The 19,020-nt window shown below is 69.1% G+C and carries 18 protein-coding genes; 10 read left to right on the forward strand and 8 right to left on the reverse strand.

Going from position 1 to position 19,020, the window contains the following annotated elements; all coding sequences use genetic code 11:
- Window positions 1-220 precede the first annotated feature (220 nt).
- Entirely contained in the window at window positions 221-394 is a 174-nt protein-coding gene (locus A4R44_RS48030; RefSeq protein WP_157904916.1) for a hypothetical protein, read from the reverse strand.
- Between the two features lie 640 nt (window positions 395-1,034).
- Here A4R44_RS48030 and A4R44_RS18545 point away from each other — a divergent pair.
- Genes A4R44_RS18545 through A4R44_RS18560 form a run of 4 tightly spaced genes read left to right on the forward strand, consistent with a single transcriptional unit; the run spans window position 1,035 to window position 4,131 of the window.
- Window positions 1,035-1,568 carry an EF-hand domain-containing protein gene (locus A4R44_RS18545; protein ID WP_067581847.1) on the forward strand — a complete coding sequence of 178 codons (534 nt, stop codon included), beginning with the start codon at window positions 1,035-1,037 and terminating at the stop codon, window positions 1,566-1,568.
- Entirely contained in the window at window positions 1,569-2,645 is a 1,077-nt protein-coding gene (locus tag A4R44_RS49090; protein ID WP_067581850.1) for an isocitrate/isopropylmalate family dehydrogenase, read from the forward strand.
- The gene (locus A4R44_RS49095) at window positions 2,642-3,289 is read left to right on the forward strand and encodes a cysteine hydrolase family protein (protein WP_067581853.1); all 648 of its coding nucleotides are present in this window, start codon (window positions 2,642-2,644) and stop codon (window positions 3,287-3,289) included. The genes A4R44_RS49090 and A4R44_RS49095 overlap by 4 nt, the downstream gene beginning before the upstream one ends.
- On the forward strand, window positions 3,238-4,131 hold the full coding sequence (locus tag A4R44_RS18560) for an SAM-dependent methyltransferase (RefSeq protein ID WP_232791656.1): 894 nt from the start codon (window positions 3,238-3,240) through the stop codon (window positions 4,129-4,131). The genes A4R44_RS49095 and A4R44_RS18560 overlap by 52 nt, the downstream gene beginning before the upstream one ends.
- A gap of 1,338 nt (window positions 4,132-5,469) precedes the next feature.
- On the opposite strand, the gene A4R44_RS18570 is transcribed toward A4R44_RS18560, so the two are convergent.
- The 3 genes from A4R44_RS18570 to A4R44_RS18580 form a co-directional block, all read right to left on the reverse strand.
- Entirely contained in the window at window positions 5,470-7,416 is a 1,947-nt protein-coding gene (locus tag A4R44_RS18570) for a YhgE/Pip family protein (RefSeq protein WP_067581860.1), read from the reverse strand.
- Complete coding sequence (locus A4R44_RS18575) at window positions 7,413-8,093, reverse strand: ATP-binding cassette domain-containing protein (protein WP_067582349.1); 681 nt, start codon at window positions 8,091-8,093, stop codon at window positions 7,413-7,415. The genes A4R44_RS18570 and A4R44_RS18575 overlap by 4 nt, the downstream gene beginning before the upstream one ends.
- 893 nt (window positions 8,094-8,986) lie before the next feature.
- The gene (locus A4R44_RS18580; protein ID WP_067581863.1) at window positions 8,987-9,580 is read right to left on the reverse strand and encodes a TetR/AcrR family transcriptional regulator; all 594 of its coding nucleotides are present in this window, start codon (window positions 9,578-9,580) and stop codon (window positions 8,987-8,989) included.
- A gap of 193 nt (window positions 9,581-9,773) precedes the next feature.
- Between A4R44_RS18580 and A4R44_RS18585 the strand changes: the two genes are divergently transcribed.
- The 6 genes from A4R44_RS18585 to A4R44_RS49100 all read left to right on the forward strand — a co-directional run bounded on the left by A4R44_RS18585 (window position 9,774) and on the right by A4R44_RS49100 (window position 15,444).
- Complete coding sequence (locus A4R44_RS18585; RefSeq protein WP_157904917.1) at window positions 9,774-10,145, forward strand: hypothetical protein; 372 nt, start codon at window positions 9,774-9,776, stop codon at window positions 10,143-10,145.
- Complete coding sequence (locus A4R44_RS18590; protein ID WP_067581869.1) at window positions 10,132-10,515, forward strand: nuclear transport factor 2 family protein; 384 nt, start codon at window positions 10,132-10,134, stop codon at window positions 10,513-10,515. Before A4R44_RS18585 ends, A4R44_RS18590 begins: the two co-directional genes overlap by 14 nt.
- A 76-nt stretch (window positions 10,516-10,591) precedes the next feature.
- A complete protein-coding gene (locus tag A4R44_RS18595) occupies window positions 10,592-11,572 on the forward strand; it encodes an alpha/beta hydrolase (RefSeq protein ID WP_067581872.1) in 981 nt (326 codons plus the stop codon).
- A 43-nt stretch (window positions 11,573-11,615) separates the two neighbouring features.
- On the forward strand, window positions 11,616-13,277 hold the full coding sequence (locus A4R44_RS18600) for an ABC transporter ATP-binding protein (RefSeq protein WP_232791657.1): 1,662 nt from the start codon (window positions 11,616-11,618) through the stop codon (window positions 13,275-13,277).
- Window positions 13,277-14,989, forward strand: coding sequence for an ABC transporter ATP-binding protein (locus A4R44_RS18605; protein WP_067581876.1), 1,713 nt, complete (start codon window positions 13,277-13,279; stop codon window positions 14,987-14,989). Before A4R44_RS18600 ends, A4R44_RS18605 begins: the two co-directional genes overlap by 1 nt.
- Before the next feature lie 230 nt (window positions 14,990-15,219).
- Window positions 15,220-15,444, forward strand: a complete 225-nt coding sequence (locus A4R44_RS49100; RefSeq protein ID WP_067581880.1) for a hypothetical protein — start codon at window positions 15,220-15,222, stop codon at window positions 15,442-15,444.
- A gap of 58 nt (window positions 15,445-15,502) precedes the next feature.
- On the opposite strand, the gene A4R44_RS18615 is transcribed toward A4R44_RS49100, so the two are convergent.
- The 4 genes from A4R44_RS18615 to A4R44_RS18630 form a co-directional block, all read right to left on the reverse strand.
- The gene (locus A4R44_RS18615; protein ID WP_157904919.1) at window positions 15,503-16,036 is read right to left on the reverse strand and encodes a N,N-dimethylformamidase beta subunit family domain-containing protein; all 534 of its coding nucleotides are present in this window, start codon (window positions 16,034-16,036) and stop codon (window positions 15,503-15,505) included.
- A 2-nt stretch (window positions 16,037-16,038) separates the two neighbouring features.
- On the reverse strand, window positions 16,039-17,658 hold the full coding sequence (locus A4R44_RS52435) for a N,N-dimethylformamidase beta subunit family domain-containing protein (RefSeq protein WP_067581887.1): 1,620 nt from the start codon (window positions 17,656-17,658) through the stop codon (window positions 16,039-16,041).
- Window positions 17,659-17,678: 20 nt separating this feature from the next.
- Window positions 17,679-18,434, reverse strand: a complete 756-nt coding sequence (locus A4R44_RS18625) for an SDR family NAD(P)-dependent oxidoreductase (protein WP_255366132.1) — start codon at window positions 18,432-18,434, stop codon at window positions 17,679-17,681.
- Window positions 18,435-18,438: 4 nt separating this feature from the next.
- Window positions 18,439-18,936: a flavin reductase family protein gene (locus tag A4R44_RS18630; protein WP_067581890.1), complete on the reverse strand. Its 498-nt coding sequence runs from the start codon at window positions 18,934-18,936 to the stop codon at window positions 18,439-18,441.
- Between the last annotated feature and the right edge of the window lie 84 nt (window positions 18,937-19,020).

Below are 19,020 nucleotides of genomic sequence, written 5' to 3' on the forward strand. Positions count from 1 at the left end.
CACTGAGCCCGCGGTGCCAGCGGCGCAAGGGCGAGAATCGGAACGGGGCGTGGTCGTGGTGCTCAGCCGCCGGGGCTGTTCCGTGGCCGTTGCCCTGCGACCGGACAGCGCGGGTTTGCGTGCCCCGTATCGACGCCTGCCTGGGGCACTCGGCCCGGCTGCGCTTCGGCTCCGCCGGTCAGCGCAGGCACGGCGATGCCGGATGGCCAGATCGCGGCTGTCAACCGCACTGGAGCCGCCGCCGGTCGGTGACGTAGCGGTCCGCCCCGGCGTCGCGCACCGCCGCCACGTCCTCGATCGGCGCGTGCGGCGTAACAGTCAGCAGCCCTGATTTCGCCCTGGTGACCGGCGAACACACCGAACCGCTGGCGCTCCACGGGGAGATGACGGTCATCGGTACCCGAGGGGCCGGGTCTGATCGGGGTTCCGGGGATGCCCGCAATGCGCGGCGGCGCGACGATCAAGGTCCGGCAGACTTTCAGCCCGTCCTGACCGGACGTTCAACGGGGCCGCTGAACCGCGGCGCGGTGCGGCGACTGATCCGCAAGCGCGAGCGTGTTGACGACGTCGTGTGAGCGCGCTGGNCCCGCCGTTCCCCCTCGGGCAACACCACCGGTTCGATCTTCGGGCTCGGCGCCAGCAAATCCCGCCGCCACGGCGAACCTGCGACTCGGGACACTGGTTGCGCGGCGAGACGAGTACGCCCCATCGGCAACGAGGACCGCCCGTGCGGCACGGGGTGCCTGGCGCGCCGGTGCGAGTCCGCGGCTGCCGCCGTCCTGGATCGTCCTCGGCCGCGTGATCGTCGACGGGCGCCCGGCTCGCCCGTTGCCACGGTCAGTGCCGGCAGCGACGGCTCCGACCCCCGGACGTGCACATCGTTCCCCGTTCGTCGCAAGGCTCGTCCCGCGCCGACGCTGTTTCGGAATCGGCGCGGAAACGCGAATTCCACTTTGGGTTGACGGCGATTCCGGCGGGCCCGGTTTTGCGGCAGACTTCATCTGCGACCGCAGTTCGACGGAAAGGTTTTCTCGATGGACGTAACGGCCGAAGACCGCATAAAAACCATTTTTTCGCTGTTCGACGTTGACCGGAACGGATATCTCGAAGAGCAGGACTTCACGACGATGGCCGCCAGCGTGGTGCGGGCGGCCCGCGGCTCCGGCGACGCCGCGAAACGGGCGTTGGAGGAAGCCTTCGGGCGGTACTGGGCAACGCTGGAACGCGAACTGGACGCGAACCGCGACGGCCGGGTGAGCTACGAGGAGTTCTCGGCCTGCGTGCTGTCGCCGGAGCGGTTCGGCGATACCGTCACCGACTTCGCGGAATCCCTTTCCGCACTGGGGGATCCCGACGGCGACGGGAAGATCGAACGGCCGGTGTTCATCGACCTGATGACGGCCATCGGGTTCGACCGGCCCAACATCGAGGCGCTCTTCGACGCGTTCGCGCCGGACGGCGACGACCGGATCCGCGTCGAAGTCTGGGCCGAGGGGATCAAGGACTACTACAGCCCGGGCAAGACCGGCATCGCGGGCGACCGCCTGGTCGCGAACGCGGCCGGCTGAATGGGAACGCACCGCGCGCGGCCGGCCGTCGGACTGGCGGTCGGCCGCGGGACCGGCCCGGAACTCGCCGACGTCTTCACGACCGCCCTGACCACGATCGGCCGGTTGTTCTCGACCGAAATCGACATCAGGCGCTCGCCGCGCACCTACCATTCCTATTTCTCCCTCAAGGCGCAAGGCGGCACCGAGGAGATCCGCCGCCTCACCCACGCCGACGCCGACCACTACGAGCAGTTCTGCCGCGTCCAGGCGCGGGCCGGTGTCACGGCGGTCTTCCGCACGGCGATGAACGCCCAGTCGCTGTATCTGGTCCGCCAACGGCTGCGGGCGGTCAAGGTCGACCCGGTCACGCCGTCGCTGCTGATGGTCCGCGACGAAGCCCAGGGCTTCTACACCGGCGAGAACCGCCACGGCCCCGCGACGGTCACCCGCACGACCGTGTTCAGCCGCGAGATCACCGGAAAGGTGGTCGAGTTCGCGCTGCGCCGGGCACGGGAGCAGTGGCCGGGCACCGGGCCGGACCGGATCGTGCTGGCGTACAAGTTCCACCTGCTCGACGGCGCGTTCGGGGCCTGGGTCGCGGAGATCGCGCAGCGCCTTGGGGTCCAGGTCGAGCTGTGCCAGCCGGACACCGTGAACCGGAACCTGATCGAGCACGGCCTCACCGGGCGGACGCTGCTCGTGGCGGGCAACGAATGGGGCGACGTCATGCACGTCGTGCTGCTCGACCGGTTCGGCGGCGCCCGTCAGGAGGACCGCTGCAGCGAGAACGTTCACTTGCACCCGGAGGTCGCCGGGCTGGTCGAGTACCAGACCGTGCACGGTTCGGCCGACGACCTGGCGGGCACGGGCCGGGTCAACCCGACCGCGACGCTGCGTGCCTCGGCGGCGGTCGCGCAGCGGCACGCGGGCTGCCCGGGCGCGGTCGCGGCACTCGATCGGGCCTTGCGCGCGGTCCGGGACCGGGGCGTGGGCACACCGGACACCGGCGGCGCGCATTCGACGGAAGAGGTCGTCGCGGCGGTCCTGGCGGAACTGCGCCCGGCCGGCGACCGCGCCCCGGTGGGCGGGTCGTGAGGACAGCGCTGGTCGCGGTGGATCTGCAGAACGACTTCTGCACCGGTCCGGTCGCGGCGGCCCGGCCCGGCGGCCCGGCGGCCCTCGCCCGGGTCGTGGCGAACACCGCGCGGGCGGTCGGCCTCGCGCGCGAAGCCGGGGTCGAGGTCGTCTTCGTGCGGTTCGCCGGGGACCTCGCGTTCCAGCGGCCGAGCTGGCGCCGTCGCGACCGGCTCCTGGGCAAGCGGCCGAAGTGCCTGTCCGGCACGTGGGGAGCGGAGTTCCGCGGGGTCGCGCCCGCGGACGGCGAGCGGGTGTTCACCAAGCGCGCCTGCTTCGACGCGTTCCTCGCCCACGGCTTCGGCGGATACCTGCGCCGCCGGCGGATCGGGCACCTCGTCTTCGCGGGCGTCTACGCCGACGTGTGCGTGGACTCGACCGCCAGGACCGCGTTCCAGAAGGGGTTCCACGTCACGGTGCTGACCGACTGCACGACCGCGCTGCACCGGAGCGACGACGAAACGGTGCGGTTCATGAAGGTCGTTTACGGCGCCCGGACCGCCACCCACGACCAGCCGGCGTCGTGGGCGCACTTCGCCGGCGAGGAGGACGAGTGGACATCCCGGCCCGAGGCGTCGAAAGCGGAGTCGGCCGGACGGCGCTGATGGTCGCCGCGGCCCGGGCTATCGAGGCCACCCGGCCGGACTCACTGGTGCACGACGGGTTCGCGCGGCACTTCGTCCACGCCGCGGCCCCTTCGGGGACATGGCCGGTGTGCTGGGCCGACGTCGCCGGCGGAGAGACGAACCCGCTGTGGGGCAGGCTGGGCCGGTACTTCGGCCTGCGCACCCGGGTGCTCGACGACTTCCTGCTCGCCGCCGCCCGCGCCGGCGCCGGGCAGATCGTGCTGCTGGGCGCCGGCCTGGACACGCGGGCGTTCCGGCTCGGCTGGCCGCCCGGCTGCCGGATCTTCGAGCTGGACCGGCCGGAGGTGCTGGCGTTCAAGCGGGACACCCTCGACGGCATCGCGGCGGCGCCGGCGGCGGCCCGGGTGCCGGTGGCGGTGGACCTGTGCGAAGACTGGGCCGGACCGCTGTGCCAGGCAGGGTTCGCCCCAGACCGCCCGGCCGGATGGCTGGCCGAGGGACTGTTCCTCTATCTGCCCGCGAACGCCGAACGCCAGCTCGTCGAGACGGTCGGCCGGCTGGCCGCACCGGGCAGTGCGTGCGCGTTCGAGGCCAAGTTCTGGCACGAGACGGCGGCAGTCCGGTCCGGGCCGGTCTACCGCTCGGCCCGGGAACAGATCGGGGTGGACCTCACCGCGCTGTTCGACGCGGAACCCCGCCCGGACTCCGCGGCCGCGTTCCGGGCGCTGGGCTGGTCGACGTCGGTGCGCACGCCGTTCGAGTTCTCCGCGCGGCTCGGCGCGGGCCTGGCCCCGGTGCCCGGTGACGCGCTGGCGAGCAACCGATGGGTCTTCGCCGCGAAGGAGGTGAACCAGCCCTGAAGCATGGGCCCGCCGGCTGCTCGGCCGCCGGTCGTTGAGGTCCTGCTGCGGGCGGAGCTGGTCGTCGGGCCGGACAAGCGGTGGTACCGCGGATCGAGGCGGTGCGAATCGAGCACCGGCGGTTGATTCTGACGGCGAACTGGCGGATTCACGACGTCTGCCCGCTGCTGGCGACCGCGACCAGCGAACACGACGGCCACGTCGGCACGCCCTGCCGCACCGGGTCCCGGACTCCTGAATATTCGAAACCGGCCGGAACCAGGGCGCTATCTGCGGTTGCCGTCATTCTGCGGGGCAGGCGGCAATGACTGAGGAGCCGGCAAATGAAACGTCGATCGTCGATGAAACGACGGCAGAACTACGCATGCGACGCCGATCCGATCGACACGACTCACCATTCAGCGAACTCGCGTGGCGGTGCTTCGTCCGCGGAGCCGCCACGGCGGCCGGGGGTGCTGTGATCAGCCCGTCGCTGTTCTGGGCCGGGAACCGCGGCCCCTCGGCTCGTGCTCCCGCTGGTGTTGTTGATCCTGGTGCCGTGACCTGGCGCTGTTGTCGACGAGTTTCTTGATGCTGACCTGGGCGAGGCGGACGTTGACGAGGATCTCGTCGGCGGCGGCCCGGGCGAAAAGCTTCGGGGTCGCTGTTCCCGGCAGTGCGGCGGTCGCGGATCCGGGCGATGAGCATCTTGGCCGGGAAGAAGGCGCCGGGACGGATCGACTGGCGGGCGATGGTCCTGAAGCACGCCTCGGTCTGGCTGATCCACGACGGTCCGATGGGGTGAGGCGGACGCACCTGCCGGTTGTTCTCCAGCCCGGCAACGGCGTCCGGCGTGGGTTGTCCAGAACCGCGGATCTGCCCGCCCGCGCGCGGCGCCGCGGATCGCTTCGGAAATGCCGGGAATTCGGCCCCGTCGCGGGCCGGTTGCACTCGTCGGCACCCAAGTCGGTGGGCGAGAATGGCTGAGCGCGATCCAGGGGCGGGGCTGCCTGGGCCTAGGCGTGGTCACCCGACGTACCTCGCCTGCGGTGGCTGAAGCGTTGACGCTCGCCGTCACAATGTCGAGACGAATGCGCCGTGCGCGGCGGACGCGCCCGGGGCCACGATGCCTCGGCCGACTCCGAGCGAATGCCCGACAGCCTGCCACCGGGATAGCGGGCCGCGACTCGGAACAGACTTCGATGGCCGGCTCGCAACGGGCCGGATGACGGGTGAAGACAACGGAACGAAGCCAAAACGCTCGCGCCGAAGTGAACGAGCTGCTGTGCGAGGCAGGCGAAACGCACGGGCCCGAAGGGCCGCGCGCGTTTGCGTCCGAATCGGCGCGGGATTGCCGTGTCAGAGCTCGACTTCGGGGTGCAGCCGGGCGACGGTCCACCTTCGTTGCCGGTTGACGGCGAAGCTGGTGCACGCGAGCGCCACGACCGCGAAGCCCGCCAGGACCGCGAAGTCCCGGACGAGATGTGTGCTCAGGCCGCCGGACACGGTGACGCGCAGGCCGTCGACGAGGTAGGTCATCGGCAGCAGGGGATTGAGCAATTGGAAGAACCCCGGGGTCGTCGGCATCGGGTACAGGCCGCCGGACGAGGTCAGCTGCAGGATGAGCAGGACGAGGGACAGCACGTCTCCGGGGGCGCCGAGCGCGGTGCGCAGGCAGTGGTCGATCGCCACGAACGAGGCTGCGCCGACGAGCAGCAGGAGAACGGTCAGCAGCGGGTGAACCGGATCGAGCCCGAGCCCGAAGTCCACGACGGCGTACAGGACCAGTGCCCCGGCGCAGCCGAGCACCGCGCCGGGAAGCCAGCCGGCCACCGCGACGGTGGCAGCCGATACCCGGGAGGCGAGCGCGCGTTTGTTGAGCGGACGCAGCAGCAGATAGGCGAAGAGACCGAACACCCACAGCGCGATTCCGAAGAAGAAGGGCGCGAAACCACGTCCGTACACGCCTGCGGGGTTGAGGTTGTGCCGGTCGACGTGCACCGGGTTGCCGAGCACCTCGGCCGCGTGGGCGATCTGGGCCGGGTTGGTCTGCGGAATCCGCTTGAGGCTGTCGTCGACCACCCCGGAGAGGTCGGCCGCACCGCTGTGCGCCTGGCCGGCGGCAGTCTGCGCGGTGGTCGCGCCTTTGTTCAGCGTGGTCATCCCGGCAGTGAGCGTGCGGGTGCCAGCGCTGATGTCGTGCGCGCCGTCGTCGAGCAGCGTGGTGGATCCGCTGAGCGCGGTGATGTTCTGCTGTGCGGTGCCGACGTTCGCCTGCAGGGCCTGTGCCTGCTGGAACGCTTGTTGGGCGGTGTGGTCGGCCGCCGCGGTGTCCCCGTCCACTCGCGCGGCCGCGTCGGTGAGCTGGTGCGCGTCCGCGAGTGCGCGCTGGTAGGCCGGGTCGCCGCGCAGCTGGGGGAAGGTGTCGGCGAGCTGCGTGAGGTCGGCGGTGCCGCGCTGGGTGTACTGGCTGATCTGCGAGGTGCCGGTGTGCGCGGTGGCGAGGCCCCTCGCCGTGCCGCTGGTGACCCCGCTCAGGGTGGCCGCGGCGGCAGGCAGCTGGTCGGACACGACCTGGCCGAGCTTCCGCGCCTGGCCGCCGAGCGTGTGCACGGCCTGGGAGACACGGTCCGCGCCACCGGAGATCTGCGCGGTGCCCTGGCGCAGCGTGCCGGTGCCCGAGACGAGGGCGGTGGCCGCCTGCTGCCCGACCGCGGTGGCGTCGACCAGTCTGTGCGCGCCGTCCGAAGCGGTGGTGAGCTTGTCCCGGACCTCGGACAGCTCGCCGTAAATGCTGCGGACGTACGCCGCGTGGGCGGCGGCGTTGATCTGGTCCTGCAGCTCCGGCTGCACCACCTCGGTCATGATGCCGACCACGTAGTTGTTGGCGTCGTTGAGCTGGATCCCGATCGCCGCCTGCTCGGGCCGGGTGTTCGCGGCCGTGGCGAGCTTGCCGCTGAAGTCCGGCGGGACGGTGATCGTGAAGTAGTAGCGGCCGTCGGTCAGCCCGGCACGGGCTTCGCCGCTGTCGACGAAGTGCCAGTCGAACGTGCCTGCCGCCTTGAGCTGCTGGACGAGCTGGGTTCCGGCGTCGATCGGCTCGCCCTGGGGGCCTTGCGCGGGCCGGTCCTCGTTGACGACCGCGACCGGGATGCTGCTCAGCTTGCCGTACGGGTCCCAGTTCGCCCACAGGTACATCGCCCCGTAGAGCAGCGGAACCAGGCACAGCACCACCGGGACGAGGCGGCGCAGCGGGCTCCCGCGGAACCGCCGGAGTTCGAGGACCGCGAGCCGTACCGCCTTCATCGGGCTTCCTCCTGTGCCGGGTCGCCGGGCAGCCGGTCGGTGCTGAGCGCCGGCAGTTCGAACGGGACGGTGTCCAGCTCCGCGGGCGCGGGACGGGCGGAGCCGGTGAGCAGGGTGACGCCGGTCTTGGCGACTTGCCGGGCAGCCGCCCAGACCTCGCGGCGCTGGCCGGGGGTGCAGTCGCGGTCGAGGTCGTCGAGCACGATCGCGCCCGGGCGTTCGGCGAGGGACAGCGCCAGCGCCAGCCGCGCCGAACCGGCGGTCCCGAGCTCCTCCGCCGTCAGCGTCCCCGGGACGTCGAGGCCGACCGCGTCCAGCGCGGCGCGCACGGCGGCGGTCGTCACGCCGGGAGCCAGCCAGGTGCGTTCGGCGATCAGCTCGCCGACCCGCAACCGGGGCTCCAGCGCGAGCGCCGGCCCCGCCGCGGCCACCGCCACCGTCCGCCGGACCTCCCGATGGTCGTCGGGCAGGACGTGCGCGCCCACCCGCACCGCGCCGGAGGCGAGCCGCATCCGGCCCGCGAGGGCCAGCAGCAGGCAGGTCCGACCGGTCCCGGCCGCCCCGTGCACGACCAGGATCGCGCCCGCGGGCACGTCCAGATCGACGTTCTCGAACACCGGCCCCCTCGGTCCGCGCACCCCGAGGCCTCGCGCGGCGATCCGCACACCTGACTGCATGATCGGACGGTAACCGCGCGAGACCGGTCGGCGCACGACGAGGCGCGTCGCCAGCCTCGTCGCCGCGACGAGAACCAGCCGCCGCACCGCCGGAATCCGTCTCGGCCATCACCGCGCACAAGCACGCCTGACGAGTGCGGCGGGCCGGACGAACAGGTAGTTCTACGCCGCCGCGTGCGTCGCGACACTGCCGACACGGTGGCCCAGGCAGCGATCACGCGGTCAGCACAACCACATCGGCGCGGCCGGTTGGCACCTGCGCCGGGCAGCTTTTGGACCGTGCGCTGTTCCGCGTCACTCGGCCCGGTGCTGGACGGCATTGTAGTGAGGGGCGCCGGATCAGGACGCGGCCGCGAGTTTGCGGCCGGGACAAGGTCTGCTCGTCGGCGACGGTTGTCCGTGCGGGAAGGGCAGGCCCGGGTGCCGGGCGGTTCCCGACGGTCGCCCTTGCCGGTGCCGGTTTAGCGGGGGAGCGACAGTGGGACTGGCTGCGGTTTTTGTTGCCGAAGACGCGCGGGGAGCTGGCTTGTCGATTGCCGGCTTTCGCGGTGCGCGCGCGAGCGGTTCGGCAATAGCTATTCGACGTGCCGATGACGGCTGCGGCACGTTCGGATTATTACTGACAATTCGATGATATTGTCGTCGATCGAGATAATGCGATTGATGGGGAAACAGCGTCTTCAGAACACGATCGCCGCACCGCCGACATGAGCGACTGCGCCGCCAGCCCGGCGCGTCTGTGCCCGCAGCAAATGTTCCAGGCGCTGGGCAGGGAGCTGGCGTGATCGGTTGACTTCTGGCGAGACGGGGAGTTCGGTGCCTTCTCTCCGGTCTGGGGCTGGTTCGGTGGCCTCGCGCGGTGAGCGCCGGAGCTGATGGCGGGTGGCCCGGCCCTACTTCTGGGAGAGCTCGCGCAGAGGACGCAGCCCTTCCTCGACGTACCAGGCGATGGGCCGGGCGCGGTCGTCCAGGTACCACTGTTCGAGGCAGGCGAAGTAGCCGAAGGCGAGGGAGTTCGCGGCCACTCGCGCCTGGGTCGGGCTGAGCGCGGCCGAAGAGGCGAGTATGGGCACGATGAGCTGGCTTGCCCGGTCAAGCGAGGCTTGTGCGGCTAAGCGCACCGACGGTTCGGTGAAGAAGTATCGAATTCGCCGCCACGGGATGTCCGCTGACGGGTTGACGCTGTCTCCCGCTGAAGTTCGAGGAGCTTCATAGGCGACAACGGCCTCGATCAAGCTGCCTACCGGGTCCCGGCCGTCCAGGACGGTTTCGATCGTCTCCTGCCCCCAGGTGTCGAACTCGTCGGCGACGATGAGCCCTTCCTTGGTGCCGAAGTACCGGTAGATCGAAGAGGGGGACACTCCCGCTGCTTCGGCGACGTCCTCGATCTTCACGGGCGCGAATCCCCGTTCGTCGAACAGATCCAGTGCACGTTCCTGGATCGTGCGCATCGCCGCCAAACGCCAGCTCTCCCGAAGTCCAGCCATGCGGGAACGCTAACACCGCGGTCACCGCGCAGCAAGTCACTTTCATGCAGGTGTTGACTCTCCGCTTCCAAGGCGCATAGAGTCACTATCTATGAGACAGTCACTTTCAGAACAGCTCGGGGGTGAAGGCACCCGGAAGCGTCGGGTTCGCCGTTTGCCCGCAGCCGTGCTCTGGACCGGTACCGCTGCCTCCGTGCTTGCGCTTTTCGCCACGATCATCGACCAGGCCGGCAACCAAAGCTTGTACGGATACACTGAAGCCGCGTACGCGTCGCATGGGGTGAGGCCGGATCCGGGGCTGGTCTACGCGATTCTGTATGCAGTCGCCGTCACGGTCATCGTGCTCTGGGGACTGATGTTCCTGTCGTCGAGGGCGCGGGGATGGTGGGCGCCAGTTCTGTCGGCGGTTCCGGCCGTCGTCACCGCTACGATCGCGCTTCTGCTGTTGACTGCCACCGAGTACGGCGAGCGCGTCTTCTCTCCGGTGTGGGGGATCCTGGTTCTCCTTCCGGCGGTTCTGGGAGTCATCGCGACGATTTCGCTGGTGCGTGATGCGCGCCGCTGAGAAACGCGCGCTGATCGATCGATATGTGCGCGCGTACAACGAGTTCGACATCAACGGGATGCTCTCCACGCTGACACCGGACATCCGCTTCGAGAATCACTCTGACCGGCAACTGACCGTCGGCAGCGACGGCGTCGAGGCGTTCCGGCAGCTCGCCGAACAGTCCGCAGCGCTCTTCGCCGAGCGCGAACAACGGGTTCTCTCCATCGGCCTCCATCCGGCGGGAGCAACCGCGCAGGTCGCTTACCGCGGGGTTCCAGCGGCACCGGTGCCGGGCGACGATCGGAGCGGCAAGGTGATCGAACTCAAGGGGACGACCGAGTTCTCGTTCGAGAACGGAAAGATCGCAAAGATCGTCGATCGAAGCTAGCCCGTCATGCGCCGGAAAGCCAAGGACCGTTTCCTGAAGCCGGAAGCGAAAACCTCCCCGCACACGAAGAAGGAAAATGACCAAAGACACAGATCGGCCCTCGCTGCGAATCCGGCTCTATGCGGCCCTCGGAAAAGAGCCCGAGTGGTCACGGATAACGGCCGAAGAACTGCACACCCTGCGGCTCAGAGTGAACCGTAAGCGTGCGTCGCCCCTGGCCCGCATCATCACCGGCCGCATGGATCCGCACGCAACGGCCGAGTGGCGTGAAATGGCCTTGCCCGGGCGCACGCTCCCGGTACGCGTGTATCGCCCCTTCCCGGACCGCCACGACACCGCCGGTGCGCTTCCGCTCGTGTTGCACGTGCATGGAGGCGGTTTCGTCGGCACTGCCGCGCAAAGCGATTGGATCAACAGTCATCTCGCGGCCCGCCTTCCGGCCGTCGTCATGTCCGTTGACCACCGGCTCCTGGCACCGGGCACACCGCTCGCCGATGCGGTCGATGACGGTTGGGAAGCACTTGAGCATGTCTGCCGAGCACCCGAAGAGTGGGGAGTCGACCCCGGACGGGCCGCAGTGTTCGGCGAAAGCGCGGGAGGGCTGATCGCGGCGCTCGTCGCGATCCGGGCGCGCGACGCTGGCCTGTCCCTGCGCGCGCAGGTATTGGCCAATCCTTGTGTGGATGTCGCCTCCAGCATGAATGACTTGCCGTCCTACCGCCGCTACGCCGAGAACCCCACGCTGACGACTGGCCAGATGGAGATGTTCCTGCGCCTCGCGCTGCCCCCAGGAACGGACGCATCGGCCCTGTCCCCTCTGCGTGCGGAGGATGCAAGCGGGCTCCCGTCCGCCCTTGTTGTCGTGCCCACCCACGATCCGATCTCTGACCAGGGGCGGCGCTACGCCGCACGTCTGCGGGAGAGCGGTTCTCCCGTCCAGGTGTCGGAATACCCGGGGGCCACTCACGCCTTTCTCAGCATGCCCAACCTCGTCCCCCAGGCGAAGGCGGCCCGCGCGGAGATCACTGCCTTCTTGGAACAGCGTCTGAACACCTGAGCGGCACCTCCGCGCACGTGAACGGGACGAAGGAAAACTGATCGTGCAGACCAAGGAACTTCTGAAGCCCTACCGGAGCCGGTTCGCGGCAATCATCGCGTTCTACGTCGCCGGGTCCGTCGCGGGCCTCGCACCGCTGCTGGCTGTAGCGGAGATCGGCCGGGTCCTCCTCTCCGCTGGGGCGACTGATCACCGGCATGCCTGGACGGCGGTGCTGCTCGGCGCTCTGGGACTCGTCGTCGGAGTCGTGCTCACTGCCGTGGCGGCCGCGCTCGGGCATGTGCTCGACGGGGAGGTGCAGCTGAGCTTCCGCAGGCAACTCGCCGCGAAGCTGAGCCGCGTACCTCTGAGCTGGTTCTCCGGACGCCGAACCGGCGACCTTGCGAAAGCCGTGGGCGAAGACGTGAGCACGGTGCATCCGTTCATCGCCCACGCGCCCGGAGAACTCGTCTCCGCCTTCGTCGTCCCCCTCGTCGCGCTCTCCTACCTCTTCAGCATCGATGGGAGATTGACACTCATCACCCTGGTACCCGTCGTGCTGGCGGTCGGGTTGGTGCCGTTGATGATGACGCCTCCCCGGTTGCGTGAGCAACAGGAGTTCGACGAAGCAATGGGCGACATCACCAGCGCGGTCATCGAGTTCGTCGAGGGGATCGCTGTGGTGAAGAGCTTCGGCGGGTCCGGGCGTGCTCATCACCGCTTCCGCACTGCCGCCGACGGGTTCGTGACGGTCTTCACCCGATGGGTGCGGGGCATCTCCAGCACGGCCGCGGCCATGCAGTTCGTTCTCTCACCGGCATTCGTGCTGCTGGTCGTCTTGATCGGCGGCTCGGCCATGGTCAGCACGGGAAGCATGGCGGCCGTCGATGTGCTGCCCTTCCTCCTTCTGGGCATGGGGCTGACCGCGCCCGTCGCCGCTCTCGGCCACGGGTTCGACGAGCTGCAGGCTGCTCGACGCGCTGTGGCGCGGATCGCGGAGGTGCTCTCGACACCGTCGATGACCGAGCCGGAGCACCCCGGTGCACCTGCCGGTCACCGGGTCGAGTTCCGCGGCGTTCACGCGGGATACGGTGACCATCGGGTGCTGAAAGGGATCGATCTGGTACTCGAACCCGGGACGACCACCGCGCTGACGGGCCCTTCCGGCAGCGGCAAGTCCACGCTAGTGCAGTTGCTGCCGAGGTTCTCTGATCCGACAGCGGGTGCGGTCCTGCTGGGCGGAGTCGACCTGCGGAACCTGAGCAGCAGCGAGCTCCACCGCCACATCTCCTTCGTGTTCCAGGACGTACGCGTCCTCCGCGCAACGATCGCGGAGAACATCTCGCTGGCCGTTCCGCACGCAGAGCAGGACGCCATCGTGCGGGCCGCCGAGCAGGCGAATATCCACCGACGGATTCTTGAGCTGCCCCGAGGGTATGAATCCGTGATCGGCGAGGACGTGGTGCTGTCCGGCGGGGAGAAGCAGCGAGTCTCGCTGGCTCGTGCGCTGCTCGCCGACACACCCGTGCTGGTACTCGACGAAGCGACCTCTTTCGCCGACCCGCAGACAGAACGCGCGGTGCGCCAGATGCTGGCCGCCCAGGCAAAGACGATCCTGATGATCGCGCACCGCCCCGAATCCGTTGCCGAAGCCGACACCGTACTGGTGCTCGAGCACGGACGCATCGGAGAAGCACGGCATCGGCCGGCTCGACAGGAGAACTGATGATCCGCCTACTGCTCCGTGTTCTGGGACAGAAATACGCGCGTCCGTTACGTCGCACAGTCGCGCTGATGGTCGCCGCGGCGGTCATCGAGGGCGTCTCCTACGCGCTGCTCGTCCCCACCTTCCGCGCTGTGTTCAGCCCGGCTCCCGAGACGGCCTGGCCCTGGATCATCGCCTTCGCTGTCGCCATCGCCGCCTACGGCGTCGTCCGCTACATCAGTGACCTCATGGGCTTCCGGGTTGGCGCAGCACTCCTGCGAGGCACCTACCATCGCCTCGGCGATCACCTGGCGGCGCTGCCGACGGGGTGGTTCTCCGCCTCGCGAATCGGCGATGTTTCCGTCTTGGCGGGACGAGGGGTCCTGCAAGCGATGAGTGCCATCGCACATCTGCTCGGCCCCCTCATCTCAGCGACCGTGACACCGGCGACCATCGCCATCGTCATCTTCTGCGTCGACTGGCGCGTCGGACTTGCGACGTTCGCGGTGGCGCCGGCGATCATCGCCCTCCGTTTCCGGACAGAGAAGTCGACAACCTCCGCCGATACGGATCGCATGACCCGAGAACAAGAAGCAACCGGACGGGTCGTCGAATTCCTTCACGCCCAACCGGTTCTGCGGGCCGGCAGCCGAAACACGGAACGCTTCGAGCTCTTGGACCGATCACTGCGCGAACTCGAAACCTCCGCACGCCGCGCGACGATCGCCACCCTGCCTGGCGCACTAGGGCTGACTGCCGTCGTGCAGGCGGCATTCACTGCGCTCCTGGCGCTCGCTGCCTACCTTGCCGTGGGCGGACAGCTGCGGGCGCCGGACGCGCTCGCCATCCTGCTCCTGGCCACCTTGAGCACCAATCCGCTACTGTCCTTGAACGAGATCCGCGGGAAGATCCGTGGCGCGCGCACGGTACTCGTCGGCATCGACGATGTCCTCCGAACCGAGCCCCTGCCGGTTGCCGTCCAACCCGAGACTCCCGCGCAGCACAGCCTGGAACTCGAAGCGGTAACGCTGCGAGCCGGTGACCGCACGGTGATCGACGACGTCTCACTGATCGCGCGGAGCGGACAGCGGCTTGCTCTGATCGGACCATCGGGTGCGGGCAAGAGCACGATCCTGAAACTCCTCGCCCGATTCTCCGACGTTGACTCCGGTGCCGTGCGCGTCGGAGGGGTCGACGTGAGAAACATCGACCCCGCGACCCTGATGGCACAATTCTCGATCGTCTTCCAAGACGTCTACCTATTTGCCGGAACAATCGAACAGAACATCCGCCTCGGACGACCAGGCGCGACAGACGCGGAGGTGCGAGCTGCTGCTGCCGCCGCGCAGTTGGACGATGTCATCAGCCGTCTCCCCGAGGGCTGGGCGACTGAAGTCGGAGAAGGAGGTGCGCGCCTCTCCGGAGGTGAACGGCAACGGGTGTCCATCGCACGCGCTTTACTGAAGAATGCGCCGATTGTCCTGCTCGACGAGGTGACATCCGCCCTGGACCCGGTGAATGATGCCGCCGTGCACGCAGGTATTGATCGGCTGTGCGAAGGGCGTACCGTCGTCATGGTCGCGCACAGAGAGCGCTCCGTTCGAGGTGCAGATCGCATCGTGTTCATTGACAACGGCCGAGTTCTCGAACAAGGAACTCATGCGGAACTTCTGCACTTGAACGGTCGCTATGCCGAGTACTGGAAGCTCTCGGATCCGAGCGGCGTTGCCTGACGGGCACAAGAAGGCCGCACGAGACGCTTGCCCATGAATGGACCAGGATCCGACGCGTCAAAAATGCGCGAGACCGGTCGTGCGAGCTGGGTGAGAACGGTATTCCGCACACCGCCGAAATCGTGTGCGAACACCTGCCGCGTCAGCAGATCGGCCCTTTCGTATCGTTGCACAAGCGAGGCGAAGCGGCAGGGCGGACGCTGTGACGCGCCGCCGATCATCTCGGTCGCTTGCCGTGGCGGGTAACGCTTCGACCAGTTCGGCCTGTTCGGACGATCCGGCTCTCGGCCGCGCTGGTCGGACAGGATCACCGCGGCGGCGTCGACTCTCAGCAGATCGACGGCATCCTCGGCGAGGAAGTCGAGTATGTCGAAGCCAGCGACCCGAACGTGGTCGCGAGCCGCTGGTCTCGGGCGGTGTTCGGGAACCGGCACTCGATCCGCTCGCACACCTGATCCACCTGCACCGTCACCACAATGATCTATCGCACGCCGCCCGAGTGCCGGTGTGGTGTCAGCCGGACCTCCTGGCCACGAAGGCGCGCACGATGTTCTCCGTCATCCGCGACACGCCGTTGTCGGTTTTGTTGTGCAGCAAGGCACCGGACCACGCAATGGACCCGGTCGAGAAGACCTCGCCCCCGCCGGGCGTCCGGAAGTAGACGATGTCCGCGTGCACCTCCGGGTCCTGTTCGCCCCCGCCGTGCTCGGGGAGGTTCATCGGGATCTCTTCGATGGCGCGCTGGTAGAAGTTGGAGTGGCCCCGTGACGACGCCAGGATCACCGCCTGCGGCGGGGTGCCGAGCGCCCGGTCCACGCGGTCGATCTCGTCTCCGGCCGCACCGCCCATCACCTCGCCGTAAGCTCCGATCGGGTCCTCGTCGACGCCTTCGAAGACCCACGCCCACTCCGGATCGGCAGCGGCTTCGGACCGAGAGTACGGTTCCGAACGTCCCCAGCCCTGCGCCGCGAACCCGACTCCGCACAACGCCTGCGGCGGACGGCCGCGATGCCGCCAAAGCCCGCCCGGGCGGCCAGTCGAGGTCAACGTCACTTCGCCCGGCAGCGATTCCCAGCAGCGGATCCCGGCCTGCCCCCGCCGGATTTCGACGACGAGCGGCTCGGCACTGGCGACNCCCAGTACCAGCCATTCCCGCCGAGGTACAGCAGCCCGCCGCCGTTGTCCCGGTAGGCGGTGAGGGCGTCGAGCATTTCCTCGGAGGTGTACTCCGGATGCGAGCCGGAGAGCACGGCGGCGTATGGCGCGAGATATTCCGCGCCACGGCTGTGGATCTCGTAGTCGGTGACCACATCGGCCTCGATTCCGCGCCGCGCGAGCCACTCGATCAGATACATGTCCGAGGAGAACGAACGCCCTGCGTCGACCAGCCACATGCGGTAGCCGCGGCGCATGTTCACGATCTGGCGCCGCGCCGAGGACGTGGTCACGCCACTGCCATCGGGATGCGTGTCGTACATCGACAGCCCGAACGACGAATCACCGACGTGCGCCTGGTCCACGGCTTCGACAGTCACGTCCTGGTCCGTCATCGCACCGGCGTCGAGGCCGGTGAAGAGCGCTTCGTTGGCGTAGGCCAGATATGTGAAGGTCGGCAGCACGACGAGCACTTTGTTCCGCGCGTCGTCTGGACGAGGGACCACGATGAACGGCACCGTGTCCGAGCCCGCTTCGTTGCGGACCACAACGCCGTACACGCCGCTGGCCAGTTCGTCCGGTAGCGGGGCGGAAAGCACGGTCTCCCAGCCGGCATCGAAGAGATCCGTGGAATGGAAGTGCACGGCCGCGTATTCCGCTGGCGCATCGGGGAAAGCCAAGTGCCGGCCGGTGAACAGCCGGCCCGTCACTCCGCGCGTGGGGCCGTTGACGAGGACGCCGTCCGGCTGCCCGCCGGCGACGGCCGTGGCAACCGACGGATCGGCGCCGCGACGGTAGGAAAGATCCCACCCGGCGACCAGCGGGAGGTCGCCGATCCGGATCTCGCCACGCGCGATCGCCGCGACCTCCGCCCGGGTGAGCACCGAGGCCGTCACGAACGGATCCTCGATCTTGCCGGTGAAGTGGTCGTCGGCGAGACCGTGCGCGCCACTGGCGACCGCCCCCACGGCGATCGGGCCGGTGAGCTGAACGCCGGCCGGCCGGCGCGGCGCCGTCTCATGCCCGGCCACGCCGCGCAGGCTGTCGACCGGGACGACGGTGATCGCCGCGTCCTCTCCCAGACTCGCCACCACCAGGTGCCACTCGTGATCCGCCAGGCGAGGGCCGATCACCGGCCCGAGGGCCGGCCTGCCGTCCAGGACTCGCAGCGCGATCCCGCCGGGGAGCGCCACGAGGGTTTGCGTCCGAGCCGCCGCGAAGTCACCCGACCAGACAAAGGCGCCGAAGGAAACCGTGGGCGACTGGTCCGGCGCGGCAGCGCTCGGCTCGCCGACGAGGTAGGAGCCGACCCGCGTCTCCTGCACCGACGCGTCGTAGGTCCCGGCGTTGATCCACGGAATCGCGGAGTCGAGCGACGTGTCGTCCGCGGCGGCATTGACCAGCCGGACCAGGCTGATGTCCACTGGCCCTTCGGCGCTGACCTGCACCTGGATCACCTGACCCCGCTCGTAGCTCAAGGAATCGGTGTACGCGCGGACGGGGAGAGGGGGCATGAGAAGGCTCCTTCGGGTGTTCAGGCCGGACGGCCGGCCAGATAGCCGCCGTCGACCGCGAGATTCACGCCGTGCACGTAGTCGGCCAGCGGCGAGCAGAGGAACAGCACCGCGTTCGCGATCTGCTCCGGAGTCGCCCACGCCTTGGCCGGGATCGCCGCGGTGATCCCGGCCTTGGTCGCGGAGTCGTAGATCGCGGTCATCTCGGTGTCGGTGAACCCGGGCAGCACGGAATTGACGTTGATGCCCTCGGCGGCGTAGTCGAGTGCCAGTTGCCTGGTCAGATTCACCACCATGCCTTTGGCCGCGCAGTACGCCGCGAAGCCGGGGTTGCCGACCTGCCCCGAGACGGAGCCGACGAGGACGATCTTCCCGCCTCGCCCGCTCGCCCGGATCTGCCGGAGCGATTCGCGGGCCGAGAAGAACATGCCGTCGACGTTCGTGGCCATGTGCCGCCGCCAGAGTTCGTCGTCGGTGTCCAAGGCCGATCCGGGCGCGAGCACGCCGGCGCTGTGCACGGCGAGGTCGAGTCCGCCGGTACCGGCGATGTCCGCGAACACCTCGGCGGTCTCCGCGCTGTCGGTGATGTCGAAGCGCCGGTGGGTGATGCGTGCGGCCGATTCCGGCGAGCATCCCGGGTCCGGCGCGACCGCCCGCCTGGACAGCGTGACCACCCGCGCCCCGGCCTCGGCGAGGAGGCCGGCGGCCGCGCGGCCGATGCCCGAAGTGCCGCCCACGACAACAGCGGTCTTTCCGCGAAGATCGATCGGGAGCACGGTGTCACGCCCCGGAAACGGTGGCGAAGGTGCTGCGGTGGAAGACCAGCGGCGAAGCCTGCGACTGCTGCCCGATCGCGCTGATCCTGAGGACAGCGAGACAGTGGTCTCCTGCGGGGAACTCGTCGGTCAGTTCGGCCTCGAACCACGCGGAAGCTCCCTCGAACAGCAGGGCGCCCGAGTCAAGCCGGGTCACCGGAGTGCCGGCGATCCGCGAACGGGCCTCGCCCGTGGAGAGCCGGCGCGCGAGGCCCGCCTGACAGTGGCTCAGGATCGAGCCGCCGAGCCGCGGCGCGCGTTTCAGCAGCGGCCAGGTCGCCGATTCCCGGCGGATCGAGGCGACCAGCAGCGGCGGCTCGATCGACACCGTGGTGAACGAGCAGATCGTCATCACCGCGGATTCGCCGTGCGAGTCCGCGGCCAGCGCGAGCACGCCCGCGGGCACCTGGCCGAAAAACGTCCGCACTTGCGTCCCGCCGAACGGGCCGGTGGCCAAGTCCATGTATCACTCCGATCACCGGGATTGCGATCGCTTCAGTGTGCGGCGGCGTCAGCGCCGGGAGATCAGTGCAACTACGGACCCGGA

Origin of the sequence: Amycolatopsis sp. M39, assembly GCF_001651785.1 — a bacterium.
GTDB lineage: Bacteria > Actinomycetota > Actinomycetes > Mycobacteriales > Pseudonocardiaceae > Amycolatopsis > Amycolatopsis rubida.

Bases quoted from the DNA above. Each gene is read 5' to 3' on its own strand.
- A4R44_RS48030 (WP_157904916.1), bottom strand. From the start codon at position 394: ATGACCGTCATCTCCCCGTGGAGCGCCAGCGGTTCGGTGTGTTCGCCG.
- A4R44_RS18545 (WP_067581847.1), top strand. From the start codon at position 1,035: ATGGACGTAACGGCCGAAGACCGCATAAAAACCATTTTTTCGCTGTTC.
- A4R44_RS49090 (WP_067581850.1), top strand. From the start codon at position 1,569: ATGGGAACGCACCGCGCGCGGCCGGCCGTCGGACTGGCGGTCGGCCGC.
- A4R44_RS18570 (WP_067581860.1), bottom strand. From the start codon at position 7,416: ATGAAGGCGGTACGGCTCGCGGTCCTCGAACTCCGGCGGTTCCGCGGG.
- A4R44_RS18575 (WP_067582349.1), bottom strand. From the start codon at position 8,093: ATGCAGTCAGGTGTGCGGATCGCCGCGCGAGGCCTCGGGGTGCGCGGA.
- A4R44_RS18580 (WP_067581863.1), bottom strand. From the start codon at position 9,580: ATGGCTGGACTTCGGGAGAGCTGGCGTTTGGCGGCGATGCGCACGATC.
- A4R44_RS18590 (WP_067581869.1), top strand. From the start codon at position 10,132: ATGCGCGCCGCTGAGAAACGCGCGCTGATCGATCGATATGTGCGCGCG.
- A4R44_RS18595 (WP_067581872.1), top strand. From the start codon at position 10,592: ATGACCAAAGACACAGATCGGCCCTCGCTGCGAATCCGGCTCTATGCG.
- A4R44_RS18605 (WP_067581876.1), top strand. From the start codon at position 13,277: ATGATCCGCCTACTGCTCCGTGTTCTGGGACAGAAATACGCGCGTCCG.
- A4R44_RS18630 (WP_067581890.1), bottom strand. From the start codon at position 18,936: ATGGACTTGGCCACCGGCCCGTTCGGCGGGACGCAAGTGCGGACGTTT.